Here is a 25110-nt window from a genome sequence, read left to right as displayed (position 1 = left end):
AAGACGCATCAGCCGTGCTGCGCGTTCCACCATTTCTTGAGTTCGGCGACGGCCTCGTCGTGCTCGAGCGGTCCACGGTCCAGCCGGAGTTCCTTGAGGTACTTCCACGCCTGGCCCACCTGCGGCCCCGCCGGGATGCCGAGAATCTCCATGATCTCGTTGCCGTCCAGATCGGGGCGCACCCGCTGCAGATCCTCTTTCTCGGCCAGTTCGGCGATCCGCGCCTCCAGGTCGTCGTAATTGGCCTGCAGCCGCGCCGCCCGGCGTTTGTTGCGGGTCGTGCAGTCGGCGCGCACCAGTTTGTGCAGCCGGCTCAGCAACGGCCCGGCGTCGGTGACGTACCGGCGCACCGCCGAATCGGTCCACCGACCGGTCCCCGCCGCATCCGCATACCCGTGGAAGCGCAGGTGCAGGTACACCAGCTGGGACACGTCGTCGACCATCTGCTTGGAGTACTTCAGCGCGCGCAGCCGCTTGCGCGCCATCTTGGCGCCGACCACCTCGTGATGATGGAAGCTCACCCCGCCGTCGGGTTCGTGCCTGCGGGTGGCGGGCTTGCCGATGTCGTGCAACAGCGCCGCCCAGCGCAGCACCAGATCGGGGCCTCCCTCGGGCAAGGGGTCCTCCAGGTCAACTGCCTGGCGCAGCACCGTCAACGAATGCCAGTACACATCCTTGTGTTGATGGTGTTCGTCGATGGCCATCCGCATGTCCCCGACCTCGGGCAACACCACATCACCGAGACCGGTCTGCACCATCAGGTCCACCCCGGCGACCGGGTCGACGCCCAGCAGCAGCTTGTCCAGTTCGGCGGCCACCCGCTCGGCCGTGATCCGCTCCAGCTGCGGCGCCATGTCCAGCAGCGCCTCCAGCACCCGCGGTGCCACGGTGAATCCCAGCTGGGACACGAACCGGGCCGCCCGCAGCATCCGCAACGGGTCGTCGCCGAACGACACCTGCGGCGCCGACGGGGTGTCGAGCACCTTGGCGCGCAGCGCCGCCAGGCCGCCCAGCGGGTCGCAGAACTCGGTCGGACCGTCCGCGGTGATCCGCACGGCCAACGCGTTGACGGTGAAATCGCGGCGCACCAGATCCTCTTCGAGGCTGTCGCCGAAGCGGACCTGCGGATTGCGCGTCACCTGGTCATAACTGTCGGAGCGGAAGGTGGTGATCTCCAGCCGGTGTTCACCCTTGCCGACGCCGATCGTGCCGAACTCGATCCCGGTGTCCCACAGCGCGTCGCCCCAGCCGCGCAGCAGCTTCTGCATCTGCTCCGGCCGGGCGTCGGTGGTGAAGTCCAGGTCGGTGTACACCCGGCCGAGCAGCGCGTCGCGGACGCTGCCGCCCACCAGGTACAGCTCGTGCCCGGCGGCGGCGAACACCGCGCCAAGGTCGGCGAGCAGCGGCCGGTACCCGCTCAGCGCCACCCAGGCGCCGGCCAGCAGTTCGGCGTCGGCGGCTTCCGGGGTCGGGTGGTTCGGCACGTTCGGTGAGTCTAGTGACGACCATCCCGGCGATAACGACCCGGCGACAGCCCGGCCACGACCGGGCCAGTGTGGCGAGGACGGCATGCCGCGGCAGCTACTATCGCTTGGGTGTCGGACGGCGAACAAGCCAAACCGCGACGGCGCCGAGGGCGTCGCCGCGGCCGCCGCGCTGCCGGTCCGCCGACACCCGCATCCGAGCAGTCCGCCTCCAACGCCGACGAACCGGCCGCCGAGAAGACGCCCAGTCCGGCCAAACCCGGCCAGAACCGCCAGCAACGTCCGCCGCGGCGCGCCCAGGAACGGCTGCGCACCGTGCACGAGACCTCGGCGGGCGGACTCGTGATCGACGGTATCGACGGCCCGAAGGAAGGCCAGGTCGCCGCGCTGATCGGGCGGATCGACCGGCGCGGGCGGATGCTCTGGTCGCTGCCCAAGGGTCATATCGAGATGGGTGAGACCGCCGAACAGACCGCCATCCGCGAGGTCGCCGAGGAAACCGGCATCCAGGGCAGCGTGCTGGCCGCCCTCGGCAGCATCGACTACTGGTTCGTCACCGAGGGGCGCCGCGTACACAAGACGGTGCACCATTACCTGATGCGTTTCCTGGGCGGCGAACTCTCCGACGACGACGTGGAGGTCACCGAGGTCGCGTGGGTGCCGCTGGAGGATCTGCCGGCCCGGCTGGCCTACGCGGACGAACGCCGACTCGCCGAGGTCGCCGGCGAACTCATCGACAAGCTGCAGACCGACGGCCCCGCGGCGCTGCCCCCGCTGCCGCACAGCTCGCCGCGGCGACGACCACAGACCCATTCGCACACCAGGAACCGGCGCCAGGAGGACTCGCCGAGGCGGCGGGCGAACGGATGCGGAAACGGCCCGTGACCCCACCGGCGGTGGCGGCCCACATTCCCCTGTCGCTTCGCTCCTGCCCGCCGATCCTCCGCTTCCTCGCCGCCGTCGCGATGCTCATGCTGTTCGCCGGCCCCGCGATATCGCCGCGCGCGGCCGCGGGGGAACCCGGTTCGGCGCAGTTCCTGCAGTTGCAGATCGACCGCGTCACCCCCGACATCGTCACCACCACCAGCGACGCGGTGGTCACCGTCACCGGCACCGTGAGCAACATCGGCGACCGGCCGGTGCGCGATGTCGTCGTACGGCTGGAGCACGCCGCTGCCGTGACGGCCGCACCCGGGCTGCGCACCAATCTCTCCGGGAACCTGGACCAGTACGAACCGGTGGCCGACTTCATCACGGTGGCACCGGAATTGGAGCGCGGGCAGCAGGTCCCGTTCACCCTGAGCTATCCCGTGCGGGCCGACCGGCTGCCGTCGCTGCGCATCGACAAACCGGGCGTCTACCCGGTGTTGGTGAACGTCAACGGCACCCCCGACTACGGCGAGCCGGCCCGCCTCGACGACGCCCGCTTCCTGCTCCCGGTGCTCGGCGTGCCGGCCGACCCGACGGACAGCGCAGGCCCGGCGGACGGGGCCGCCGCGCTCGGCGCCGTCGTCGCACCCGACACCACCAAGCCGGTGGCCACCACGGTGCTGTGGCCGCTGGCCGACCGGCCCCGGCTGGCCGCCGGCATCCCCGGCGGCACCACACCGGTGCGACTGATCGACGACGACCTGGCCACCTCGCTGGCCTCCGGCGGCCGCCTGGACACCCTGCTGTCGGCGGCCGACTTCGCGACCAGCCCCGAGGTCGATCCGGACGGCACGGTGCGCACCGCGCTGTGCCTGGCGGTGGACCCGGACCTGCTGGTCACCGTGAACGCGATGACCGCGGGCTATGTGGTCAGCACCGAGCCCGACGGCGGCATGGGCGCGCTCACCCGGCCCGGCACCGGCAAGGACGCGGCGGTGGATTGGCTCAATCGGCTCAAGGTGCTGGCGCAGCGGACGTGTGTGACCTCGACGGTGTACGCCCAGGCCGATCTGGACGCCCTGGACCGGGTGGGGGACGCCGCGTTGAACGGCGCCGCCGTCGCCTCGGCGGCCGATATCGTCGACCAGATTCTCGGGGTGAAGTCGGTACGCGGCGCGACCCTGCTCGGGGACGGCCCGTTGACCCAGCGGGCGGTCCAGCTCCTCGGCACCCAGGGCCCGACCGTCGCGATCGCCGCCGCCCCGCTGACCGGTGCCGGCTCCGACCCGGTGGCGTTGCAACCGCGCCGCGACGCGCCGCAGGTGGTCACCGCCCCGTTCGATCCCATGGTGGGCGCCGCGCTGGCCGGCGCCGGTACCGATCCGCAGACCCCGACCTACGTCGATTCGTCGCTGACGATCCCGCTCAAACACGACTCCGCGGTGGCCCGCCTGCAGGATGCGCTGGGCGCGCTGCTCTGGCGCGGCCTGCGCCCGGACAGTGAGCCGCGCACCCAGATCGTCATGCCGCCGCTGGGCTGGAATCTGCGGCCGGACGAAGCCCAGGCGGTGTTCAGCGCGATCTCCAGCGCCATCCGCGCCGGGCTGGCGGTGCCGCGACCGCTGCCCGCCCTGATCGCCGAGACCACGGCCGCAGCGCCGCCGGTGGACAGCCCCCCACCGGCCATCGACGCCAACCCGCGCGCCCGGTTCGACGACGACGTCATCGCCGGCATCGGCCTGACCACCGCGCGGTTGTGGCAGCTCACCTCGGCGCTGACCACCGACCAGCAGACCGGACTGACCGGCGCGGCCTACACCGCGCCGCTGCGTGAGGACATGCTGCGCGCGCTGAGCCAGACGGTACCGCCCGACGCGCGTAACGGGCTTGCGCAGCAACGGCTTTCGACGGTCACCCGGACGGTGTCCGACATCGTGCATGCGGTGACCATCGTCAACCCCGGCGGCTCCTACACCCTGGCGACCGAACGCAGCCCGCTGCCGCTGGCCCTGCGCAACGACCTGCCGGTGCCCATCCGGGTGCGGCTGCACATCGACGCCCCGCCCGGGATGACGGTGACCGACCCGGGTGAGATCGAACTGCCGCCCGGCTATCTGCCGCTGCGCGTCCCGATCGAGGTGCACTTCACCCAGCGCGTCGCCGTGGACGTCGGGTTGAGCACCGTCGACGGGATGCCACTGGGTGAGCAGGTCCGGCTGTCGGTGCACTCCAACGCCTACGGCAAGGTGCTGTTCTTCATCACCCTGACCGGAGGGGTGATCCTTGCGCTGCTGGTCGGCCGGCGCCTCTGGCACCGGTTCCGCGGCCAGCCCGACCGCGCCGATCTGGTGCCGCCGACCCGGGTCCACCGGCCCGATCCGCTCGACACCGCGCTGGCCCACGCCCCTGACGACGACCGATGAACGCACCGCAACGCGCCTCCCGCGGGTCCGCTGCAGTCCCGCGCAAGGAACTGTCGGATTCGGCCGTGGTGTCCCGGTCCTGGGGCATGGCGTTCGCCACCCTGGTCAGCCGGATCACCGGCTTCTTCCGCATCGTGCTGCTGGCCGCCATCCTCGGCGCGGCGCTGTCGAGCTCCTTCACCGTGGCCAACCAACTGCCCAATCTGGTGGCCGCCCTGGTGCTGGAGGCCACGTTCACCGCCATCTTCGTGCCGGTGCTGGCCCGTGCCGAACGCGACGACGCCGATGGCGGAACGGCTTTCGTGCGCAGACTGGTCACCCTGGCCACCACCCTGCTGCTGATCGCCACGATCGTCTCGGTAGCCGCCGCGCCGCTGCTCGTCGATCTGATGCTGGGCGGCGATCCGCAGGTGAACCGGCCGCTCACCACCGCGTTCGCGTATCTGCTGCTGCCGCAGGTCATCTTCTACGGCCTGACGTCGGTGTACATGGCAATCCTGAACACCCGCAACGTGTTCGGACCACCGGCCTGGGCGCCGGTGGTCAACAACGTCGTCGCCATCGCCACCCTCGGGCTGTATCTGCTGGTGCCCGGCGAACTGTCGCTGGACCCCGTCGAGATGGGCAACGCCAAGCTACTGGTCCTCGGCATCGGCACCACGCTGGGCGTCGTCGCGCAGGCGGCGGTGTTGCTCGTCGCCATCCGGCGGGAGCGGATCAGCCTGCGGCCGTTGTGGGGTGTGGACGACCGGCTCAAGAAGTTCGGCACGATGGCCGCCGCGATGGTGCTGTACGTGCTGATCAGCCAGATCGGTTTGATCGTCGGCAACCAGATCGCCAGCGCGGCCGCCGCCTCCGGCCCGGCGATCTACAACTACACCTGGCTGGTGCTGCAACTGCCGTTCGGGATGATCGGCGTCACCGTGCTGACCGTGGTGATGCCCCGGCTGTCCCGCAACGCCGCCGCCGAGAACGGCCCGGCGATCCTGGCCGATCTGTCGCTGGCCACCCGGCTGACCATGATCACCCTGATCCCGATCGTGGCGTTCATGACCGTCGCCGGACCCGCGATCGGCTCGGCGCTGTTCGCGTACGGCAATTTCGGCGCGACCGACGCCGGGTACCTCGGTATGGCGATCACCCTGTCCGCGTTCACCCTCATCCCCTACGCGCTGGTGCTACTGCAGCTGCGGGTGTTCTACGCCAGAGAGCAGCCGTGGATCCCGATCGTGCTGATCCTGGTGATCACCGCCGTCAAGATCGTGGCCTCGGTGCTGGTCGGACACCTGGTGACCGACCCCGAACTGGTCGCCGGGTACCTCGGACTGGCCAACGGGCTGGGTTTCCTGGCCGGGGCCACCATCGGCCACGTGGTGCTGCGGGCCAACCTCGCACCGCTGCTGCCGCCCAGGGCCGGCGGGCTGATCAGCGTCGACGTGGTGCGCACCATCCTGGTGACGATCGCCGGGTCGATGGTCGCGGGGCTGGTGGCGCACGTGGTGGACCAACTGCTCGGCGTCGAGAAGCTCACCGAGCACGGTGGTGCGGCCGGCTCGCTGCTGCGGCTGCTCATCCTCGGCATCATCATGCTGCCGATCATCGCCGGTGTACTGCTGGCCGCCCGGGTACCCGACGCCCAGGCCGCGCTGCGTGCGGTGCGGCGCCGGCTGGGACGCGCGCCGGCCGCACCCGTCGTGCCGCCTCCGCGCGTTATCTCCCAGCGGCCGGTCCCGCGGGTCAATTACCCTGACCAGAGGAATTCGTACACATCGCAGCGTCCCGCCGGGGCGGGCACACGGAAAGGACACATGGTGGCCGACCAACCCGGAAGCGGGTTCCCGCCAGGCGCTGACGGACCTGCCGAGGCGGGTACCGGCGCCGGTCCCACCACGCGGATTCCTCGGGCCGATGCCGGTGAGTTCCAGCCGGACATCCCCGCGCGGCCGGCCGCCGACTACGGCGGCGACCCCACCCGCGAGCAGTTGCCGTTCGATCCGCCCCGCGAGCCCGCGATCGAGACCGCCACACCCGGGTCCCGCCTGCCGGGTGAGGAAGATGTCCACCTGATCCCCGGCGCGATCATCGCCGGCGGCCGGTACCGGCTGCTGGTCTTCCACGGCGGGCCGCCGCACCTGCAGTTCTGGCACGCCCTGGACACCGCGCTGGACCGGCAGGTGGCGCTGACCTTCATCGACCCGGACGGCCAACTGCCCGACAGCGAAGTGCAGGACATCCTCGCCCGCACGTCGAAGCTCAGCAAGATCAACTCGCCCGGCATCGCCCAGATCCTCGACGTCGCGCGCACCGCGACGGGCGGGCTGGTGGTCGCGGAATGGATCCGCGGCGGCTCGCTGGCCGAGGTGGCCGAGACCGCACCGTCGCCGATCGGCGGGGCCCGGGCCATCCAGTCGCTGGCGGCCGCGGCCGAGGCGGCGCACCGGTCCGGGGTGGCGCTGTCGATCGACGATCCCAGCCGGGTCCGGGTCAGCATCGAGGGCGATGTGGCGCTGGCGTTTCCCGCCACGCTGCCGTCGGGCACCCCCGAGGACGACATCCGCGGGATCGGCGCCGCCCTGTACGCGCTGTTGGTCAACCGCTGGCCGCTGCCGGAAGCCGGGGTGCACAGCGGCCTGGCCCCGGCCGACGTGGACGGCGCCGGCCAGCCCGTCGAACCGCGCTCGGTGGACCGCGACATCCCGTTCCAGATCTCGGCCGCCGCGGCGCGAGCCGTGCAGGAAGGCGGCGGCATCCGCAGCGCCCCCACCCTGCTGAACCTGCTGCAGCAGGCCACCGCCGTCGCCGACCGCACCGACTACATCGCGCCCGTCGACGGTGCCGGCGCGGCCGCACCGGCACGGCCGTTCAGCGCCGTGGCCGCCGGCGACCCGGACACCGTGGCCCGCCGCCGGAAGGGTCTGATCATCGGCCTGTCCGCGGCCGGGGTGATCGTGGTGATCGCCCTGGTCGTGCTGGCCTCGGTGCTCAATCGGATCTTCGGTGACGTCGGTGGCTCCCTGGACAAGCAGGAGCTGGGACTCAACGCCCCCACCAGTTCGTCGAGTTCGGCCGACGGCGACGTGGTCAAGCCCGTGCGGGCCACGGTCTATTCGCCCGAGGGCGAGGCCGATGAACCGACCCTGGCCGGGCTTGCCATCGACGGCAACCCGGCGACGGTGTGGCCCACCGATACCTATTCCGATCCGAACCCGTTCCCGAACTTCAAGAACGGGGTCGGCCTGATGCTGCAGCTGTCCCAGCCCACCACGCTGGCATCGGTGACCGTCGACGTCACCAGCACCGGCACCGCCGTGCAGATCCGGTCGGCACAGTCGGCGAATCCGGCCAAGCTGGAGGACACCACCGTTCTGGCCCCGGCCACCCCGCTGAAGAAGGGGTCCAACACCATCACCATCCCGAACGCGTCCCCGACGTCGTATGTATTGGTGTGGATCTCGACGCTGGGCACGGTGGACGGTAAGAACCGCAGCGACATCTCCGAGATCACCCTCAAGGCCAAGTCCTGACGGTTATCCCCAACCTGTGCATATTCAATGCGCTGGTCAGCGCCTTTTTGACACAGGTGCCAGAAGAACTGTAATGAGGGGTTCCGCCGCCTCCATAGGGTTCGGCTGTGGAGAATTTCGGGGGGAATTCCGGCCGGCAGCGCACCGACGCACAGCTGCTCGCCGCGCACGTCGCCGGTGACCGTTTCGCGTTCGAGGAGCTGTTCCTCCGCTACCGGCGGCCGTTGTACCGGCTGGCGCGCTTCACCACCCGCAGTCCGGAGGATGCCGGGGACGCGCTGCAGGAGGCGATGCTGTCGGCGCATTGTGCCGCCGCGACGTTCCGGCACGGGTCGTCGGTCAGCAGCTGGCTGCACCGCATCGTGCTCAACGCCTGCCTGGACCGGTTGCGGCGACGCAAGGCTCGCCCCACGTCACCGCTGGAGGATGACGTCTGGCCGGTGGACGACGAGACGGCGCAGGTGGACACCGCGATCGTGGTGGAGCGGGCGCTGATGCGGCTGCCCGTCGAGCAGCGGGCCGCCGTCGTCGCGGTGGACATGCAGGGCTTTTCGGTCGCCGAGACGGCCAGCATGCTGGGCGTCGCCGAGGGCACCGTCAAGAGCCGACGGGCCAGGGCGCGCGCGACACTGGCGCACGTGCTGGCCGAGCGCACCGTGCCGGCCGCGCCATGATGGACGGGTGCACGGTGCCCAACCAGCGGACGCGATCGGCGACGAGCCGGCCGGACCCGCCCATGCCGCGCGGCCGCTGCGTTGGCGACGCACGGCGCTGGTGTGCGGCGTGGCCGCCGTGCTGGCCGGTCTCGGGCTCGGCGCGGTGGCGCTGAGCGATACGTCGGCACCGCCACGCAGCGCCGGGCCGACGGCCCAGCAGATCACCGTCGCGCACCGGCCAGCGCCGATGCCGCTGTCCCGAGCAGACATCCTGGCCCTGCTGGGCCGGCCCGCCGATCTGGGCGCACTGGCCGAGCCGCAGCGCTGGGCAGCCTGCCTACGCGGGCTGCGCCGGGATCCGGCGCAGCCGATCCTGGGGGCCACTCCCGTCACGGTGGCCGGGCGGCCGGCGGTGGTGGTGGTGTTCCCCGGGACGCGCCCCACCGACGTGCAGGCCGTCACGTTGGACACCGGTTGCGACGCGGCACACGGCGCCACCCTCGCCGAGACCACGCTGCCCCGGCCCTGACTGCCACCACCGCAACGCGCCCCCGGGAACAGTGGGGCCTACCCTGATGTTTGAACTCACGCCGGTTTCACACGGCAGAAAGGCCTCGCACCCACGATGTCAAGCTCATCCGAGATCCACGACGTGATCATCATCGGCTCGGGACCGGCCGGTTACACGGCCGCGGTGTACACCGCCCGCGCACAACTGAAGCCAGTGGTGTTCGAGGGCATCCAATTCGGTGGGGCGTTGATGACCACCACCGAGGTCGAGAACTATCCCGGTTTCCGGGAGGGCATCACCGGCCCGAACCTGATGGACGAGATGCGCGAGCAGGCGCTGCGGTTCGGTGCCGACCTGCGCATGGAGGACGTCGACGCGGTCGACCTGTCCGGCCCGATCAAGAAGGTGACCGTCGGTGACGAGACGCACCAGGCCCGCGCGGTGATCCTCGCCATGGGCGCCGCGGCCCGTCACCTCGGCGTGCCCGGCGAGCAGGAGCGCATCGGTCTCGGCGTGAGCACCTGCGCCACCTGTGACGGGTTCTTCTTCCGCGACCAGGACATCGCGGTCATCGGTGGCGGTGACTCGGCGATGGAGGAGGCCACGTTCCTGACCAGGTTCGCACGCAGCGTCACCCTGATCCACCGCCGCGACGAGTTCCGCGCGTCCAAGATCATGCTGGAGCGCGCGCAGGCCAACGAGAAGATCACGTTCCTCACCAACACCGCGGTCACCGAGATCGAGGGTGACCCGAAGGTCACCGGAATCCGGTTGCGGAACACGGTGACCGGCGAGGAATCCAAGCTTCCGGTGACCGGTGTGTTCGTCGCGATCGGGCACGACCCGCGCTCGGAACTGGTGCGCGGTCAGGTCGACCTGGACGACGAGGGCTATGTCAAGGTGCTCGGACGCAGCACCGCGACCTCGGTCGAAGGTGTCTTCGCCGCAGGCGATTTGGTGGACCACACCTACCGGCAGGCCATCACCGCCGCCGGTTCGGGCTGTTCGGCCGCCATCGACACCGAGCGTTGGCTGGCCGAAAACTACGCTGCCGCAACGGTTTAGGCATTCCCAACTCGATCAGGAGGATCACATGAGCGAAGATTCCGCTACCAGCACCGTCACCGACGCCTCGTTCGGCCAGGATGTGCTGTCCAGCTCCACCCCGGTGTTGGTGGACTTCTGGGCCACCTGGTGCGGTCCGTGCAAGATGGTCGCCCCGGTGCTCGAGGAGATCGCCAAGGAGAAGACCGGCGATCTGCGGGTGGCCAAGCTCGACGTGGATGCGAACCCGGAAACCGCCCGTGATTTCCAGGTGGTGTCCATCCCCACGATGATCTTGTTCAAGGACGGCGAGCCGGTGAAGCGTATCGTCGGGGCGAAGGGCAAGGCCGCCCTGCTCCGGGAGATTGCCGAGCACATCTAACAGGTAACGCGCAGTCACTCTGCACCCCGGGGTTTTCCGGATTTTGGCGCGTATCTGCGACAATGCTGTCAGTCCGTCCAGCAGTCGTCGGCACGTGTCCGGCTGCAGCGCATCTGAAAGGCCAGGTATGTCGATACTGCGTCGAGGTGACCGGGGCGCAGCGGTCACCGAGATCAGGGCGGCGCTGGCTGCGCTGGGACTGCTGGACAATCCCGACGCGGATCTGTCCACCGGCAAGCACATCGCCCTGGACGTGTTCGACGACGAACTGGACCACGCGGTCCGGGCCTTCCAGCAGCACCGCGGTCTCCTGGTCGACGGCATGGTCGGCGAGGCCACCTTCCGCGCCCTGAAGGAGGCGTCCTACCAACTGGGCGCCCGCACCCTGGCCCACCAGTTCGGTGCGCCGATGTACGGCGACGACGTGGCGACCCTGCAGGCCCGGCTCCAGGACCTCGGGTTCTACACCGGCTTGGTGGACGGCCATTTCGGTCTGCAGACGCACAACGCCCTGATGTCCTACCAGCGCGAGTACGGATTGTTCCCGGACGGCATCTGCGGCCCGGAAACGTTGCGCTCCTTGTATTTTCTCGGCTCCCGGGTCACCGGCGGCTCGATCCACGCGATCCGCGAGGAGGAGCTGGTACGCCGGTCCGGCCCCCAGCTGTCCGGCAAGCGCATCATCATCGATCCGGGGCGCGGTGGCGGCGACCACGGGCTGATCCTGCAGGGCCCCGACGGTCCGATCAGCGAAGCGGACATCCTGTGGGACTTGGCAAGTCGTCTCGAAGGCCGGATGACGGCGATCGGGATGGACACCTTCCTGTCCCGGCCGGTCGGCCGCAGCCCCTCGGATGCCGAACGGGCGGCCACCGCCAACACCGTCGGTGCCGACCTGATGATCAGCCTGCGCTGCAGCAGTCATGTGAGCCCGGCCGCCAGCGGGGTGGCCTCGTTCCACTTCGGCAATTCGCATGGATCGGTGTCCACCATCGGCCGCAACCTCGCCGACTTCATCCAGCGGGAAGTGGTGGCGCGCACCGGTTTACGTGACTGCCGTACCCACGGCCGGACCTGGGATCTGCTGCGCTTGACCAGAATGCCGACTGTGCAGGTCGATTTGGGCTACATCACCAATGCGCACGACCGACAGTTGTTGGCTTCCAGCGCAACTCGTGACGCCATCGCCGAAGGCATGCTGGCCGCGGTCAAACGCCTCTACCTGTTGGGCAAGAACGACCGCCCCACCGGCACCTTCACCTTCGCCGAACTGCTGGCCCACGAACTCTCGGTCGAGCAGGCCGGCCGGGTCTCCCCCAGCTAGTCGCGACCCGTCGTCACCCGCACGGCACCGCCCCGATCGGTACCTCGATGCGGGCCGACTCCAGCAGGCGCTCCAGTGCGGCCTCCACATCGGCCTTCCAGCCGAGACCCTGCTCCAGCTCGAGCCGCAGGCGCGGCACGTACGGGTGCGGCGCCACCACTTCGAATCCGGCCTCGGCCAACAGCTCTACGTCGATGATGCACTGTTCGGGGCTGCAGTCGCCGAGTACCTCGATGACCGGCTGCAGATCCGCGGGTACGGCCGCCGGATCGACCGTGAGCACCGCCGGTGTCCGGCCGAAGGCCTCCAGTGCGCGCACACCGCGGCGCACCAGATCGGCGACCACCGCGGCGATCAACCCGCGCGGCAGTACCCCGGCCTCATCGCAGGCATCGACACCCAACGAGGTCAGCAGGACCGCGTCGGCGCTGACCGGTCCGGTGGGAAAGCGCCGCGCCCGCGGCACCGCCCCCGGCGGGGCGTAGAAGGCATAGCCCAGACAGGCCGACTCCCCCAGCAACTCGGGCGCCATCTCGCGCCGGCCGGGCTCGGGTGCGCACTCGACGGCGATCTGCCCGCACGACCCCCACTCCAGCATGACCATGGACAGCCAGGCTTCTTTCTCGAATTCCGGGTCGGCCAGGTGGTCGTCACCACCCACGGTCGACGGATCGACCTCCCAGAACACGCACCGCCGGGCATGCTTGGGCAGCTGATCGAACGCCTCCAGCCGGAGCGGCGTGATTCGCGATGACACTTCGACCCCCGACTCTCACAAACTCCCGGCACATGATGGCATGACCGGCTCGGCTGCCCTTCCAGAATACGAGAGCGCGCCACGCGCGGCCCAGATCCGGCCGGTTTGCCGTCCGAAATCGATCCGATTCCGAAAGCTGCTGCTGCACAACACATCTCCGCCGAACGAGGCGCTCGCCCCGACCGTCCGATGATCGAGTGTCACAGTGACGTAATTCGCCGTTGTCCCTGGGTCAGGCACTGCAGCGCCCAATTCGGCTCATCACGGCTTGCTGGCGTTCATCAGGTCGACGATGCGCTGCAGATCGTCCACCGACCCGAACTCGACGACGATCTTGCCCTTGCGCTTACCCAGGCTCACCGTCACCCGGGTGTCGAAGGCCGTCGACAGCTGTTCGGCGACGTCCTGCAGTCCCGGCATCTGGATCGGCTTGCGGCGCGGAGCCGGCGGATCTGCGGGGCCGTTCCGGTTGGCCAGCGTGACGGCCTCCTCGGTCGCGCGCACCGATAGTCCCTCGGCGACGATGCGCGCCGCGAGTTCCTCCTGCTGCTCCGGTCCGCCTTCCAGCGCCAGCAAGGCGCGGGCGTGACCGGCCGACAGCACGCCGGCCGCCACCCGGCGCTGCACGGCGATCGGCAGACGCAGCAGCCGGATCATGTTGGAGATGAGCGGGCGGGAGCGCCCGATGCGTACCGCCAGTTCGTCGTGCGTCACGCCGAACTCCTCGAGCAGCTGCTGGTAGGCCGCCGCCTCTTCCAGTGGATTCAGCTGCGCCCGGTGGATGTTCTCCAGCAGGGCGTCGCGCAGCATGTCACCGTCGGCGGTCTCCCGGACGATGGCCGGGATGACGGCCAACCCGGCTTCCTGGGAGGCCCGCCACCGCCGCTCCCCCATCACCAACTGGTACCGGGCGCCGTCTCCGTTGCCGGGCAGCTCGCGAACCACGATGGGCTGCATGACGCCGAACTCCTTGATGGAGTGCACCATCTCGGCGAGTGCTTCTTCGTCGAACACCTGGCGCGGCTGACGCGGGTTGGGCTCGATGAGTTTCGGATCGATCTCCCGGTACACCGCGCCGAATTCCGAGACGGCGGCCGGCGGGGTGTTCGGCGCCGTGTCGGCGCTCGGTCCACCGAGCAGCACATCGGCGGCCGCACTGCCCATCTTGGTGCCCAGCGGGTCGGCGTCGGCGGGACCGGTCGGGATCAGCGACGCCAGACCGCGTCCCAGTCCGCTGCGTTTCTTGGCCGGTTGGTTCATCCTTGTGCCCTCCGCTGCTCGCCGTCCTGCCCGCGCCGTGCAATCTCGCGACTGGCGTCGAGATAGCTCATCGCGCCACGTGAACCGGGATCGTAATCCAGGATGGTCATCCCGTAGCCGGGGGCCTCGGAGACCTTCACGCTGCGCGGGATCACCGTCTTGAGCACCTTGTCACCGAAGTGTGCGCGCACATCCTCGGCCACCTGATCGGCCAACCGGGTGCGCCCGTCGTACATGGTCAGCACCACGGTGGTGACGTCCAGTTCGGGATTCAGATGCGCCTTCACCATCTCGATATTGCGCAGCAGCTGGCCCACCCCTTCCAGCGCGTAGTACTCGCACTGGATGGGGATCAACACCTCCGGGGCGGCGACGAGCGCGTTGATGGTGAGCAGGCCCAGCGACGGCGGGCAGTCGATGAAGACGTAGTCGAAACTGTGCTGTTTCAGTTCGGCCAGCGCGGTCCGCAGCCGGCCTTCCCGAGCCACCATGCTGACGAGTTCGATCTCGGCGCCGGCCAGATCGATGGTGGCCGGCACACAGAACAGTCGCTCGTTGTGCGGGCTGCGCTGCAGGGCGGTGTGCAGCGGGATCTCGCCGATCAACACCTCGTACGACGACGGGGTGCCCTGCCGGTGCTCGATCCCCAAGGCGGTGCTCGCGTTGCCCTGCGGATCGAGATCGATCACCAACGTCTGCAGCCCTTGCCGGGCCAGTGCGGCCGCGATGTTCACCGCGGTGGTCGTCTTGCCGACCCCGCCCTTCTGGTTCGCGATGGTGAAGACGCGCTGGCGTTGGGGCTTCGGCAATCCGCCCTCGCGATTGTGCAGCAGCCGGGTGGCCCGCTCGGCCTCGGCGGCGATCGGTGTATCGATGCCCGGGTCGCCCCGCCAGGTGCCGGCACCGTCGGGGGTCCACGTTTCACGTGAAACATCGGCGCCGTCGGGCGGCTGTGCCGGTCCCGCTGTCATCGCTTCCTCCTGCCGGATCGTGCCGGGCGATCCGCTCGCTGACCGCGCGTGGCCGCGACCACGGTTGCGGGTGGATTCAAATAGTCCACGCCACATCTCACCACCCTTACGTCGGTGGCACCAAGCGAACGCAGCGTCCGCTCGTGCTCACTGATTTCCGACTCGGCGCGCTCGCCTTTGAGTGCCAGCATGCGGCCGCCGACACGCAGCAGCGGCATGCTCCACCGAGTCAACTTGTCCAATGAGGCGACCGCTCGCGAGGTCACCGTGTCCAACTCCCCCACCTCATCACGCACCGCCGGATCCTCCGCCCGACCCCGCACCACCGTGACGTCCAGCCCGAGTTCAGCGACCACCTCGCGGAGGAACTCGCTCCGGCGCAGCAGCGGTTCGACCAGAACCACCCGCACGTCCGGGCGAGCTATCGCCAAGGGAATTCCGGGCAACCCGGCGCCACTGCCGATATCCCCGACGCGCTCGCCCGAACGCATCAACTCGGCAATCGCACCGCTGTTGAGAAGGTGGCGCTCCCATAGGCGATCGACCTCGGACGGTCCGATCAAGCCCCACTCGATCCCGGCGCCGGCCAGAATCTCGCCGTACCGGTGCGCCAGATCGAGGCGCTCGCCAAAGCACAAGGCCGCCGACTGGGGAGCCGGACTCAGTTCGCCATGTTTCACGTGAAACATCCTCCGGATGACCCAGGCCGACGGCCTTGATTGTGTCGCTCGGAACTACATCCCTGTAATTCAGGCCGGCAGAACGACGACGCGGCGGGAGGGCTCGGCGCCCTCGCTCTCGCTGCGCACCCCGCCCACGGCGGCCACGGCGTCGTGCACGATCTTGCGCTCGAACGGCGTCATGGGCGACAGCTCCTCGCGCTCCCCCGAGGCGGCCACCCGGCGCGCCACCTTGTCGCCCAGCGCCGCCAGCTCGTCACGACGACGACGACGCCAGCGTGCGATGTCCAGCATCAGCCTGCTGCGCTCGCCGGTCTTCTGGTGCACCGCCAGCCGGGTCAACTCCTGCAGCGCGTCGAGCACCTCGCCCTTGCGGCCGACCAACTTGTTCAGGTCGCTGCCGCCGTCGATGCTCACCACGGCACGGTCGCCCTCGACGTCGAGGTCGATATCGCCGTCGAAGTCCAGGAGGTCCAACAGCTCCTCCAGATAGTCACCCGCGATCTCACCCTCGGCGACGAGTCGCTCCTCGAGATCGTCCGAGCCCACGGTGTCGGTATCCGCCGCGACCGTGTCCTCGGTGCGCTCGGTGGTTTCGGCATCAGTCATATCGTCTTCTCCTTACTCTGCCGGTCCGGCGTCCGGAACCATTCGTTCCGTCGTCTGGCCGTCCGACTTGGCTTGTTCGCGTCGATCCGCGCAGCGGGGTCAGCGCTTGGGTTTTCGGTTCGGCCGTGCGCCCGGTCGCGGCGTCTTGTTCGACGCGCTGCCACCTGCGCCGCCGCCGTCTGTCTTGGACGGTGAGTCCTCGACCGAATCGTCCACCGCACCGTCTGCGTCCACCCCGTCCACGACGGCGTCGGACTTCGTGATCTCCTGCGCCGCCTTCTTGGCCCGATTGGGCTTCTTGCCCGGCGCGGGGGCGTTCGCCGCGCGCCGCGCGATGGCCTCCTGCTTCTTGGCCTCTTCTTCCTTCTCGATCCTGCCGAACACGTAGTGCTGCTGACCGAAGGTCCAGATGTTGTTGGCGAACCAGTACAGGATGATGGCCAGCGGCAGGAACGGACCACCCACCACGACACCCAGCGGAAAGACGTACAGCGCCAGCTTGTTCATCATCGCGGTCTGCGGATTCGCGGCCGCTTCCGGGCTCTGCCGGGCCACCGAGGCGCGGCTGTTGAAGTAGGTCGCGATGCCGGCCAGGATCATGATCGGCAGGCCGACCCCGATCACCGCGGCACGGTTGAATTCGGTGAACGCGTCCAGACCGGTGGTCTGGATCATGGTGGCGCCCAGCGGCGCACCGAACAGGTTCGCGTCCAGGAAGTGCGCGACGTCGGCCGGGCTGAAGACGTAGTTCCCTGTCGCCCGGTTCTGCTCGACGGTCAGGTGGATCTGGCCGAAGCCACCCTGGGTCCGGTTGAACGACCGCAGCACGTGGAACAGCCCGAGGAACACCGGGATCTGAGCCAACATCGGCAGGCAGCCGAGAATCGGATTGAACCCGTGTTCCTTCTGGAGCTTCTGCATCTCCAGCGCCATCTTCTGGCGGTCCTTGCCGTACTTCTTCTGCAGCGCCTTGATCTGCGGCTGCAGCTCCTGCATCTGCCGCGTGGTGCGGATCTGGCGGACGAACGGCTTGTAGAGGATCGCGCGCAGCGAGAACACCAGGAACATCACCGACAACGCCCAGGCGAAGAAGTTCGACGGGCCGAGCACCAGCGCGAACAGCTTGTACCAGACCCACATGATGCCCGACACCGGGTAATAGATGATGTCCAGGCTGAACCAGTTAAACAAGAGAATCGCTCCTGACGACTTCCGCTGAGGTTGCCCCGGCGCAGTGTTGGCACCGCTCGGGTATCGGATCCCATCCGCCGCGATGCCATGGCCCACATTTGGCCAGCCGCACCACGGCCAACCATCCGCCGCGGATCAGGCCCCATTCGGTCAAGGCATCGACGGCGTACGCACTACAAGTCGGGGTGAAACGGCACGTGGGTAGCCGCAACGGCGACACCATCGTGCGGTAGAGCTGGATGACGAAGATGACGCTCCGGGCAGCGCGGCCCGTCACGATCCGGCTCCGGCCGTGATCCGGGTGCGTTTGAGAGCCGCGCGCAACTCCGACTCCAGACGCGCGGACTGCGCATCGCGGCTGCCCGGCAGCGCACGGATGACCACCCGGTCCGAGGTGTCCAGGTCGTCGAGCATCGTGCGCACGACATGACGAAGCCGCCGGGACACCTGGTGCCGTTGCACCGCGTTCCCGACGGACTTGGACACGACGAAACCGATCTTGGGGCCGTCAGTCAGGTCACCGGCGTCGCCACGCAATGCGTGCACGACGAGGTCGGGCTGAGTTGCCCGCACGCCTTGACGAACCGTGACACCGAAATCAGTCGACCGGGTCATCCGGTTTCGGGCCGGAAGCACCGCCCTGAGCCCTGATCGAATCAGGCAGTCAGAGAACGGCGACCCTTGCCGCGCCGAGCCGACACGATGGCGCGCCCGGCACGGGTACGCATCCGCAGACGGAAACCGTGCACGCGGGCCCGGCGGCGGTTGTTCGGCTGGAAAGTCCGCTTGCCCTTGGCCACGGCTGTTTCTCCTTGTTACATATGGGGTGACCACAACCACACCGCCACGAGAATCCCGTGCCGATGCGACCACGGCCACCATGGGTAAGCTCGTCGATCTCATGTACTAACCGGCGCGGTCCCCGGTTACCCGGGTCGCAGCCGTATCACCACGTGCGGGCGACTGCTCGAGGGTACTGACGAGATTTCCCTGGGTCAAACCTCGTCCCCGCGCCGCATCCCCGGCTTCGCACGACCATGTTCCTCGCCGGTTCCTCCCCGTCCGACTGCCCTTCCGGAATCGCCTGTGCAATCACAAAAGTCACACGCGTCACCAACATTACGGTGCCGGCCAGGTACCTCCCGGCAATGTTGCAGAACGGTTGGCACTGCGAGAGAAAACTGTTAGCTTCTGGCAATGCCGTTTCGACACCGAGGCGGCGCCGGACACCAGAGCGAGGACAACCGCCGGCCGAGAGCCCACACGCCACAGCGCACGTGACGAGCTCCGACACACGTTTTCCACGCCGAACACACAACGCGATAACCACGGCTGGCCACTCTCCACAGACTGTGGATAACTATGTGGACAGTTTGTCGTCGTCGCTCCTGGGCGATGCCCAGGCCAGCCACAAGGGGGTAAGCGTCGTTGGCCGCCGACCCCGATGCCTCGTTCGGGACGATTTGGAACAACGTCGTCGCCGAACTCACATCCGCCCTGACGCCGCAGCAGCGCGCATGGCTGCGGATGGTGCAGCCACTCGTCATCACCGAGGGCTTCGCCCTGCTGTCGGTGCCCACGCCGTTCGTCCAGAACGAGATCGAGCGCCATCTGCGTGAGCCGATCGTCGCGTCGCTGAGCCGTCAGCTCGGACAGCGCGTCGAGCTGGCCGTCCGGATCTCCACCCCGGAACCCGAGCCCGAGTCTGCGCCCGTCGACCCGTCTCCGGTCGCCGACGTCGAGGAGGTCGACGACGATCTCGAGGCACGCACCAGCGCCGAACAGAGTTGGCCGACGTTCTTCAACCGGCAGCAGCCGGCCAGCCCGGAACCCGACGATGTCAGCCTCAACCGGCGCTACACCTTCGAGACGTTCGTCATCGGCGCCTCCAACCGCTTCGCGCACGCCGCCACCCTCGCCATCGCCGAGGCGCCGGCCCGGGCCTACAACCCGTTGTTCATCTGGGGTGAGTCCGGTCTGGGCAAGACGCATCTGCTGCACGCGGCCGGCAACTACGCGCAGAAACTGTTCCCCGGGATGCGAGTGAAATACGTCTCCACCGAGGAATTCACCAACGACTTCATCAACTCGCTGCGGGACGACCGCAAGGCGTCGTTCAAGCGCAGCTATCGCGATATCGACGTGCTGCTCGTCGACGACATCCAGTTCATCGAGGGCAAGGAAGGTATCCAGGAAGAGTTCTTCCACACCTTCAACACCCTGCACAACGCGAACAAGCAGATCGTCATCTCCTCGGACCGGCCACCGAAGAAGCTGGCCACCCTCGAGGACCGGCTGCGTACCCGCTTCGAGTGGGGCCTGATCACCGATGTGCAGCCGCCCGAGCTGGAGACCCGGATCGCGATCCTGCGTAAGAAGGCGCAGATGGATCGCCTCGACGTACCCGATGACGTCCTGGAACTGATCGCCAGCCGCATCGAGCGCAACATCCGCGAGCTCGAGGGCGCACTGATCCGGGTCACCGCATTCGCCTCGTTGAGCAACACCGCCATCGACAAGGCGCTGGCCGAGATCGTGCTGCGCGACCTGATCGCCGACGCCAGCACGGTGCAGATCAGCACCGCGACCATCATGGCGGTCACCGCCGAGTACTTCGAAACCTCCATCGAGGAGCTCCGCGGGCCCGGTAAGACCCGGGCACTGGCCCAGGCCCGCCAGATCGCCATGTATCTGTGCCGCGAGCTCACCGACCTGTCCCTGCCCAAGATCGGCGAGGCGTTCGGCCGCGACCACACCACCGTGATGTACGCCGAACGCAAGATCCGCGACGGGATGGCCGAGCGGCGCGAGATCTTCGATCACGTCAAGGAACTCACCACCCGGATCCGTCAGCGGTCCAAGGGCTGACACCCTCTTTCCCCGCTCGAGTGCGCCGACCGACGCGCAACTCGGCGCTTCGGCGTGCGCCCGAAATCAGCGCCGGTTCGGGCCGGCGCCCACAAATCTCAGAAAAACTTTGGCCACTGCCGCATCGTTTGTCACACCGAAACGGTGTGGATGATGCTGTGGAAAAGCTGCGCGCAACCGGCTGGACAACCGCCGTTCACTCCACACCGCCGAAGTTATCCACATTCGCACCCAACGAGCACCCCGGGATTCCACAGCCTGCTCACACCCCCGCAGCCGTCCCGACCAGCGGCACCGGGCAGCTATCCCCAACCTGCACAGCCCCTATTACTGTTGCTTGTATCTCTACCTAGTTCTTTCTTCAGAAGAAGGCTGTTGGGGACACAGCACCACACGCCCGGCTCGAGGCCTGTCGTCTTAGCGAGTGGATGGCTTTCAACTTCGCGTCGAACGCTCTACGGTGGTGATTCGATAACCGGCACGGTCGCCGACCACTTCGCGACTAGGCTCGGAACGACACTGAGCCGCGCGCTCTTGTGCTTGTTGATGCGGTAGATCGAAGGGACGTTATGGACGTGGTGACGACGAGTGTTGGTCTCACCGATTTGAAATTCCGCCTGGTACGCGAAGACTTTGCCGACGCCGTTGCCTGGGTCGCCCGTAACCTGCCGAGCCGCCCGACCGTTCCGGTCCTGGCTGGTGTGCTGCTCACCGGCTCCGATGACGGGCTGACGATTTCCGGATACGACTACGAAACCTCGGCCGAGATTCGCGTTCCCGCTGAGATCGCCTCTCCCGGAAGCGTTTTGGTGTCCGGGCGGCTGCTCTCGGAGATCACGCGGTCGTTGCCGGCCAAGCCCGTCGATGTCAGCGTCGAGGGCACCCGGGTTTCGCTGAGCTGCGGAAGTGCCCGCTTCTCGCTGCCCACCATGGCGGTGGAGGACTACCCGTCCTTGCCGGCGCTGCCGGACGAAACCGGTGTGGTGTCGGCCGATCTGTTCGGTCAGGCCATCGGCCAGGTCGCGGTGGCCGCCGGGCGCGACGACACGCTGCCCATGCTGACCGGTATCCGCGTCGAGATTTCGGGCGAGAAGGTGGTTTTGGCCGCGACGGACCGGTTCCGGCTCGCGGTCCGCGAACTGACCTGGTCGACGGCGGTGGCCGGCGTCGAGGCCGCGGTGCTGGTGCCGGCCAAGACCCTGGCCGACGCGGCGAAGGCCGGGACCGCGGGCACCGAGGTGCACCTGGCACTCGGCGCCGGCGCGGCGGTCGGCAAGGAGGGCCTGCTGGGGATTCGGTCCAACGGCAAGCGCACCACCACCCGCCTGTTGGACGCCGAATTCCCGAAGTTCCGGCAGTTGCTGCCGACCGAGCACACCGCGATCGCCACCGTCGGGGTCGCCGAACTGACCGAGGCCATCAAGCGCGTGGCGCTGGTCGCCGACCGCGGCGCCCAGGTCCGGATGGAATTCGACGCCGATGTGGTGCGGCTGTCCGCCGGCGCCGACGATGTCGGTCGCGCCGAGGAAGACCTGCCGGTGCAGTTCGCCGGCGAGCCGTTGACCATCGCCTTCAACCCCGGATATCTCACCGACGGGTTGAGTTCGTTGCACTCCGAGCGTGTGACGTTCGGCTTCACGACACCGAGCCGTCCCGCGGTGTTGCGGCCGGCGGGCGACAATGATGAGACCGTCGGATCGTCCGGACCGTTCCCGGCCGCCGATACCGACTACGTCTATTTGTTGATGCCGGTTCGTCTTCCTGGCTGACCGGTCCTACCTCGCGTAAAGGGGACGCATATGCAGCTCGGGTTGGTCGGCCTGGGAAAAATGGGTTTCAACATGCGGGAGCGGCTGCGCAGCGGCGGCCACGAGGTGATCGGTTACGACCCCCGCCCCGAGGTCACCGACGTGCCCAGCCTGACCGGGTTGGCCGAGGCACTGACCGCGCCCCGGATCGTCTGGGTGATGGTGCCCTCCGGTGACATCACCCACCAGACCATCGTGGAACTCGCCGAGCACCTCGAGCCAGGAGACCTGGTCATCGATGGCGGCAACTCGCGCTACACCGAGGACGCTCCACACGCAAAACTGTTGGGCGACAAGGGAATCTCCTTCATCGATGCCGGCGTGTCGGGTGGTATCTGGGGGTTGACCGAAGGGTACGGCCTGATGGTCGGCGGCAGCGATGAGGACGTCGCGCGGGCCATGCCGATCTTCGACACGCTGCGGCCGGCGGGCGACGTCGCGGACGGATTCGTGCACGCCGGACCGGTCGGTGCCGGTCACTTCACCAAGATGGTGCACAACGGCGTCGAATACGCGCTGATGACCGCATACGCCGAAGGGTACGAACTGCTGGCGGCCGAGCCGTTGGTCAAGGACCCGGCCGCGGTGTACCAGGCCTGGTCCAACGGCACCGTGGTGCGATCGTGGCTGCAGGAACTGCTGGCCAAGGCCCTCAAGGAAGATCCCGGCCTGGCCAATATCACCGGCTACACCGACGATTCGGGCGAAGGTCGGTGGACCGTCGAGGAAGCCATCCGGCTGCGCGTACCGGTGCCGGGCATTGCTGCCTCGTTGTTCGCCAGATTCCTTTCCCGCCAAGAAGATTCACCGACCATGAAAGCCGTTTCGGCGCTGCGCAACCAATTCGGCGGGCATGCGGTGCAACGGGTTCACGAGTCGGGCTGACGCCGGGAAGACGATTTGTACGTACGTCATGTGGTGTTGACGGATTTCCGTTCGTGGCCGCGGGCCGATCTCGAGCTGGGTCCCGGCCAGACGGTGTTCGTCGCACCGAATGGCTACGGTAAGACGAATCTCGTTGAGGCGCTGTGGTATCTCGCGACCCTCGGATCACACCGGGTGGCCACCGATGCGCCGCTGATCCGGGCCGGCGCGGAGCGAGCGGTGCTCTCGGCGATCGTCGCCAACGACGGCCGGGAAATGGCGGTCGATCTGGAGATCACCACCGGCCGGGCCAACAAGGCCCGCCTGAACCGCTCGCCGGTGCGCAGTCCGCGTGAGGTGCTCGGCGTGCTGCGCGCGGTGCTGTTCGCCCCCGAGGATCTGGCGCTGGTGCGCGGCGACCCGGGCGAGCGCCGCCGCTATCTGGACGAGGTGGCCACCACGCGGCGACCGCGGATCGCCGGTGTCCGCGCCGACTACGACAAGGTGGTCCGGCAGCGAACCGCCCTGCTGAAAACGGCCGGACCCGCCCGCCACCGTGGCGACTCCGGCATGCTGGACACCCTCGAGGTCTGGGACGGGCATCTGGCCTCCCATGGGGCACAACTTCTTTCGGCTCGTATCGAGCTGGTCAACGAGCTGGGACCGGAAGTGGAGAAGGCCTACCAGTTGTTGGCGCCGGCGTCGCGACCGGCCTCCATTCGGTACCGCAGCGGCACCGAGGCGGTGGAGGCCGCGGCGGCCGCCGGCACCGTCGACCCGGCGGTGTACGAAACTGCGCTGCTCGAGGAGCTGGCCCGGCGCCGCTCGGCCGAGCTGGAGCGCCGTGTGTGCCTGGTCGGGCCCCATCGCGACGACCTGGAACTGCGCCTCGGTGATCAACCCGCCAAAGGCTTTGCCAGCCACGGCGAATCCTGGTCGATGGCGTTGGGCCTGCGGTTGGCGTCCTACGAATTGCTCCGGACCGACGGGACGGACCCGGTGTTGTTGCTCGACGACGTGTTCGCCGAGCTGGACAGTGCGCGCCGGCAGGCGCTGGCCAAGGTCGCGGCGTCGGCCGAGCAGGTGTTGGTGACCGCGGCGGTACCCGACGACCTGCCAGGAAATTGGGATGCGCGGCGGATAATGGTCGGGATGCGTGACGACGACACGGGACGGATATCGGAGGTGCTGGCATGAGCGACCCGGCGCAAGATTCGTCACCCGAAGATCCGCGCGACATGGTGCGCCGGGTGCTCGAGGAGGCCCGCGGTGCCGCGCGCAGCCAGGGCAAGGATGTGGGACGTGGCCGGACGTCGCCGGCGCGGCGCACCGGCCAGGCCGGGAAACGACGCAGCTGGTCCGGACCCGGACCCGATGTGCGTGATCCACAGCCGTTCGGGTCCGCCACCCGGGACCTGGCGCAATCACGCGGCTGGTCCAAACAGGTGGCCGAGGGGTCGGTGCTGGGTCAGTGGAAGGTGGTGGTCGGCGCCGATATCGCCGATCACGCGGTGCCGACGGCGCTGCGCGACGGCGTGCTCACCGTCGCCGCCGAATCCACCGCGTGGGCCACCCAGCTGCGGATGATGCAGGCGCAGATCCTGGCCAAGATCGCCGCCGCCGTCGGGGACGGCGTGGTGACCTCGGTGAAGATCCTCGGACCGCAGGCCCCGTCCTGGAAGAAGGGCCGCTATCACATCGCCGGCCGGGGTCCACGAGACACGTACGGATAGCTCCCGGCGTGGGTCGCTGAAAGCCGCCAGAACCCCGCGAAGCACTTTCTCAGGCGTCAGGACGCACCCCGCACCGAGAAATTCCACAGACGCCGCGTTTAGGTACGTGGAAACGCCGCCACAGATTCAGTGCCGTGCGAATGTGCCGGTA

At 68.5% G+C, this 25110-nt stretch carries 23 protein-coding genes; 13 read left to right on the top strand and 10 right to left on the bottom strand.

What is annotated here, in order from left to right; translation table 11 throughout:
• Positions 1 to 8 precede the first annotated feature (8 nt).
• Positions 9 to 1484 carry a CCA tRNA nucleotidyltransferase gene (locus tag BN977_RS13965; protein WP_036397936.1) on the bottom strand — a complete coding sequence of 492 codons (1476 nt, stop codon included), beginning with the start codon at positions 1482 to 1484 and terminating at the stop codon, positions 9 to 11.
• 111 nt (positions 1485 to 1595) lie between these two features.
• On the opposite strand from BN977_RS13965, the gene BN977_RS13960 reads away from it, so the two are divergent.
• From BN977_RS13960 to BN977_RS13925, 8 genes are all read left to right on the top strand, one after another.
• On the top strand, positions 1596 to 2369 hold the full coding sequence (locus BN977_RS13960) for an NUDIX hydrolase (RefSeq protein WP_024452462.1): 774 nt from the start codon (positions 1596 to 1598) through the stop codon (positions 2367 to 2369).
• A gap of 80 nt (positions 2370 to 2449) precedes the next feature.
• Positions 2450 to 4777: a hypothetical protein gene (locus BN977_RS13955; RefSeq protein ID WP_051561547.1), complete on the top strand. Its 2328-nt coding sequence runs from the start codon at positions 2450 to 2452 to the stop codon at positions 4775 to 4777.
• Positions 4774 to 8301, top strand: a complete 3528-nt coding sequence (locus BN977_RS13950; protein WP_051561349.1) for a murein biosynthesis integral membrane protein MurJ — start codon at positions 4774 to 4776, stop codon at positions 8299 to 8301. Before BN977_RS13955 ends, BN977_RS13950 begins: the two co-directional genes overlap by 4 nt.
• A 107-nt stretch (positions 8302 to 8408) precedes the next feature.
• The gene (gene sigM / locus BN977_RS13945) at positions 8409 to 8975 is read left to right on the top strand and encodes an RNA polymerase sigma factor SigM (RefSeq protein ID WP_036397935.1); all 567 of its coding nucleotides are present in this window, start codon (positions 8409 to 8411) and stop codon (positions 8973 to 8975) included.
• 7 nt (positions 8976 to 8982) lie between these two features.
• A complete protein-coding gene (locus BN977_RS13940; RefSeq protein WP_051561348.1) occupies positions 8983 to 9486 on the top strand; it encodes an RsmA family anti-sigma factor in 504 nt (167 codons plus the stop codon).
• Positions 9487 to 9582: 96 nt separating this feature from the next.
• Positions 9583 to 10533 (top strand): thioredoxin-disulfide reductase, encoded by a 951-nt coding sequence (gene trxB / locus BN977_RS13935; RefSeq protein ID WP_036397934.1) that lies wholly within the window; start codon positions 9583 to 9585, stop codon positions 10531 to 10533.
• Between the two features lie 28 nt (positions 10534 to 10561).
• On the top strand, positions 10562 to 10894 hold the full coding sequence (gene trxA / locus BN977_RS13930) for a thioredoxin (RefSeq protein WP_024452468.1): 333 nt from the start codon (positions 10562 to 10564) through the stop codon (positions 10892 to 10894).
• Between the two features lie 127 nt (positions 10895 to 11021).
• Positions 11022 to 12218: an N-acetylmuramoyl-L-alanine amidase gene (locus BN977_RS13925; RefSeq protein WP_024452469.1), complete on the top strand. Its 1197-nt coding sequence runs from the start codon at positions 11022 to 11024 to the stop codon at positions 12216 to 12218.
• Positions 12219 to 12231: 13 nt separating this feature from the next.
• On the opposite strand, the gene BN977_RS13920 is transcribed toward BN977_RS13925, so the two are convergent.
• The 9 genes from BN977_RS13920 to rpmH form a co-directional block, all read right to left on the bottom strand.
• Complete coding sequence (locus tag BN977_RS13920) at positions 12232 to 12975, bottom strand: hypothetical protein (RefSeq protein WP_036397933.1); 744 nt, start codon at positions 12973 to 12975, stop codon at positions 12232 to 12234.
• 261 nt (positions 12976 to 13236) lie between these two features.
• Positions 13237 to 14235: a ParB/RepB/Spo0J family partition protein gene (locus BN977_RS13915; protein WP_036397932.1), complete on the bottom strand. Its 999-nt coding sequence runs from the start codon at positions 14233 to 14235 to the stop codon at positions 13237 to 13239.
• Positions 14232 to 15206 carry a ParA family protein gene (locus BN977_RS13910; RefSeq protein ID WP_024452472.1) on the bottom strand — a complete coding sequence of 325 codons (975 nt, stop codon included), beginning with the start codon at positions 15204 to 15206 and terminating at the stop codon, positions 14232 to 14234. The genes BN977_RS13915 and BN977_RS13910 overlap by 4 nt, the downstream gene beginning before the upstream one ends.
• Complete coding sequence (gene rsmG, locus BN977_RS13905; protein WP_036397931.1) at positions 15203 to 15895, bottom strand: 16S rRNA (guanine(527)-N(7))-methyltransferase RsmG; 693 nt, start codon at positions 15893 to 15895, stop codon at positions 15203 to 15205. The genes BN977_RS13910 and rsmG overlap by 4 nt, the downstream gene beginning before the upstream one ends.
• A gap of 60 nt (positions 15896 to 15955) precedes the next feature.
• A complete protein-coding gene (locus tag BN977_RS13900; protein WP_036397930.1) occupies positions 15956 to 16495 on the bottom strand; it encodes a Jag family protein in 540 nt (179 codons plus the stop codon).
• 99 nt (positions 16496 to 16594) lie between these two features.
• Positions 16595 to 17635, bottom strand: a complete 1041-nt coding sequence (gene yidC / locus BN977_RS13895) for a membrane protein insertase YidC (protein ID WP_046873339.1) — start codon at positions 17633 to 17635, stop codon at positions 16595 to 16597.
• A gap of 43 nt (positions 17636 to 17678) precedes the next feature.
• Positions 17679 to 17963 carry a membrane protein insertion efficiency factor YidD gene (gene yidD, locus BN977_RS31880; protein WP_081664384.1) on the bottom strand — a complete coding sequence of 95 codons (285 nt, stop codon included), beginning with the start codon at positions 17961 to 17963 and terminating at the stop codon, positions 17679 to 17681.
• Positions 17960 to 18322: a ribonuclease P protein component gene (gene rnpA, locus BN977_RS13885; protein WP_036397929.1), complete on the bottom strand. Its 363-nt coding sequence runs from the start codon at positions 18320 to 18322 to the stop codon at positions 17960 to 17962. The genes yidD and rnpA overlap by 4 nt, the downstream gene beginning before the upstream one ends.
• A 20-nt stretch (positions 18323 to 18342) precedes the next feature.
• Positions 18343 to 18486 (bottom strand): 50S ribosomal protein L34, encoded by a 144-nt coding sequence (rpmH, locus tag BN977_RS31875; RefSeq protein ID WP_073695092.1) that lies wholly within the window; start codon positions 18484 to 18486, stop codon positions 18343 to 18345.
• A 628-nt stretch (positions 18487 to 19114) separates the two neighbouring features.
• Here rpmH and dnaA point away from each other — a divergent pair.
• From dnaA to BN977_RS13860, 5 genes are all read left to right on the top strand, one after another.
• Positions 19115 to 20554 carry a chromosomal replication initiator protein DnaA gene (gene dnaA, locus BN977_RS13880; RefSeq protein WP_036397928.1) on the top strand — a complete coding sequence of 480 codons (1440 nt, stop codon included), beginning with the start codon at positions 19115 to 19117 and terminating at the stop codon, positions 20552 to 20554.
• 575 nt (positions 20555 to 21129) lie between these two features.
• Entirely contained in the window at positions 21130 to 22323 is a 1194-nt protein-coding gene (dnaN, locus tag BN977_RS13875) for a DNA polymerase III subunit beta (RefSeq protein WP_191262616.1), read from the top strand.
• A 30-nt stretch (positions 22324 to 22353) separates the two neighbouring features.
• Positions 22354 to 23247, top strand: a complete 894-nt coding sequence (gnd, locus tag BN977_RS13870) for a phosphogluconate dehydrogenase (NAD(+)-dependent, decarboxylating) (protein WP_036397927.1) — start codon at positions 22354 to 22356, stop codon at positions 23245 to 23247.
• A 15-nt stretch (positions 23248 to 23262) separates the two neighbouring features.
• Positions 23263 to 24423 carry a DNA replication/repair protein RecF gene (gene recF, locus BN977_RS13865; RefSeq protein ID WP_036397926.1) on the top strand — a complete coding sequence of 387 codons (1161 nt, stop codon included), beginning with the start codon at positions 23263 to 23265 and terminating at the stop codon, positions 24421 to 24423.
• The gene (locus tag BN977_RS13860) at positions 24420 to 24959 is read left to right on the top strand and encodes a DUF721 family protein (RefSeq protein ID WP_036397925.1); all 540 of its coding nucleotides are present in this window, start codon (positions 24420 to 24422) and stop codon (positions 24957 to 24959) included. Before recF ends, BN977_RS13860 begins: the two co-directional genes overlap by 4 nt.
• The last annotated feature ends 151 nt before the right edge of the window (positions 24960 to 25110 follow it).

It is taken from the genome of Mycolicibacterium cosmeticum (assembly GCF_000613185.1).
GTDB lineage: Bacteria > Actinomycetota > Actinomycetes > Mycobacteriales > Mycobacteriaceae > Mycobacterium > Mycobacterium cosmeticum.
Note: the sequence above shows the minus strand (reverse complement) of the source record. Positions and strands in the feature narration are given on the sequence as shown.

Bases quoted from the DNA above. Each gene is read 5' to 3' on its own strand.
- BN977_RS13955 (WP_051561547.1), top strand. From the start codon at position 2,450: ATGCTCATGCTGTTCGCCGGCCCCGCGATATCGCCGCGCGCGGCCGCG.
- BN977_RS13950 (WP_051561349.1), top strand. From the start codon at position 4,774: ATGAACGCACCGCAACGCGCCTCCCGCGGGTCCGCTGCAGTCCCGCGC.
- trxB (WP_036397934.1), top strand. From the start codon at position 9,583: ATGTCAAGCTCATCCGAGATCCACGACGTGATCATCATCGGCTCGGGA.
- trxA (WP_024452468.1), top strand. From the start codon at position 10,562: ATGAGCGAAGATTCCGCTACCAGCACCGTCACCGACGCCTCGTTCGGC.
- BN977_RS13925 (WP_024452469.1), top strand. From the start codon at position 11,022: ATGTCGATACTGCGTCGAGGTGACCGGGGCGCAGCGGTCACCGAGATC.
- BN977_RS13915 (WP_036397932.1), bottom strand. From the start codon at position 14,235: ATGAACCAACCGGCCAAGAAACGCAGCGGACTGGGACGCGGTCTGGCG.
- BN977_RS13910 (WP_024452472.1), bottom strand. From the start codon at position 15,206: ATGACAGCGGGACCGGCACAGCCGCCCGACGGCGCCGATGTTTCACGT.
- rsmG (WP_036397931.1), bottom strand. From the start codon at position 15,895: ATGTTTCACGTGAAACATGGCGAACTGAGTCCGGCTCCCCAGTCGGCG.
- BN977_RS13900 (WP_036397930.1), bottom strand. From the start codon at position 16,495: ATGACTGATGCCGAAACCACCGAGCGCACCGAGGACACGGTCGCGGCG.
- yidC (WP_046873339.1), bottom strand. From the start codon at position 17,635: ATGTGGGTCTGGTACAAGCTGTTCGCGCTGGTGCTCGGCCCGTCGAAC.
- gnd (WP_036397927.1), top strand. From the start codon at position 22,354: ATGCAGCTCGGGTTGGTCGGCCTGGGAAAAATGGGTTTCAACATGCGG.
- BN977_RS13860 (WP_036397925.1), top strand. From the start codon at position 24,420: ATGAGCGACCCGGCGCAAGATTCGTCACCCGAAGATCCGCGCGACATG.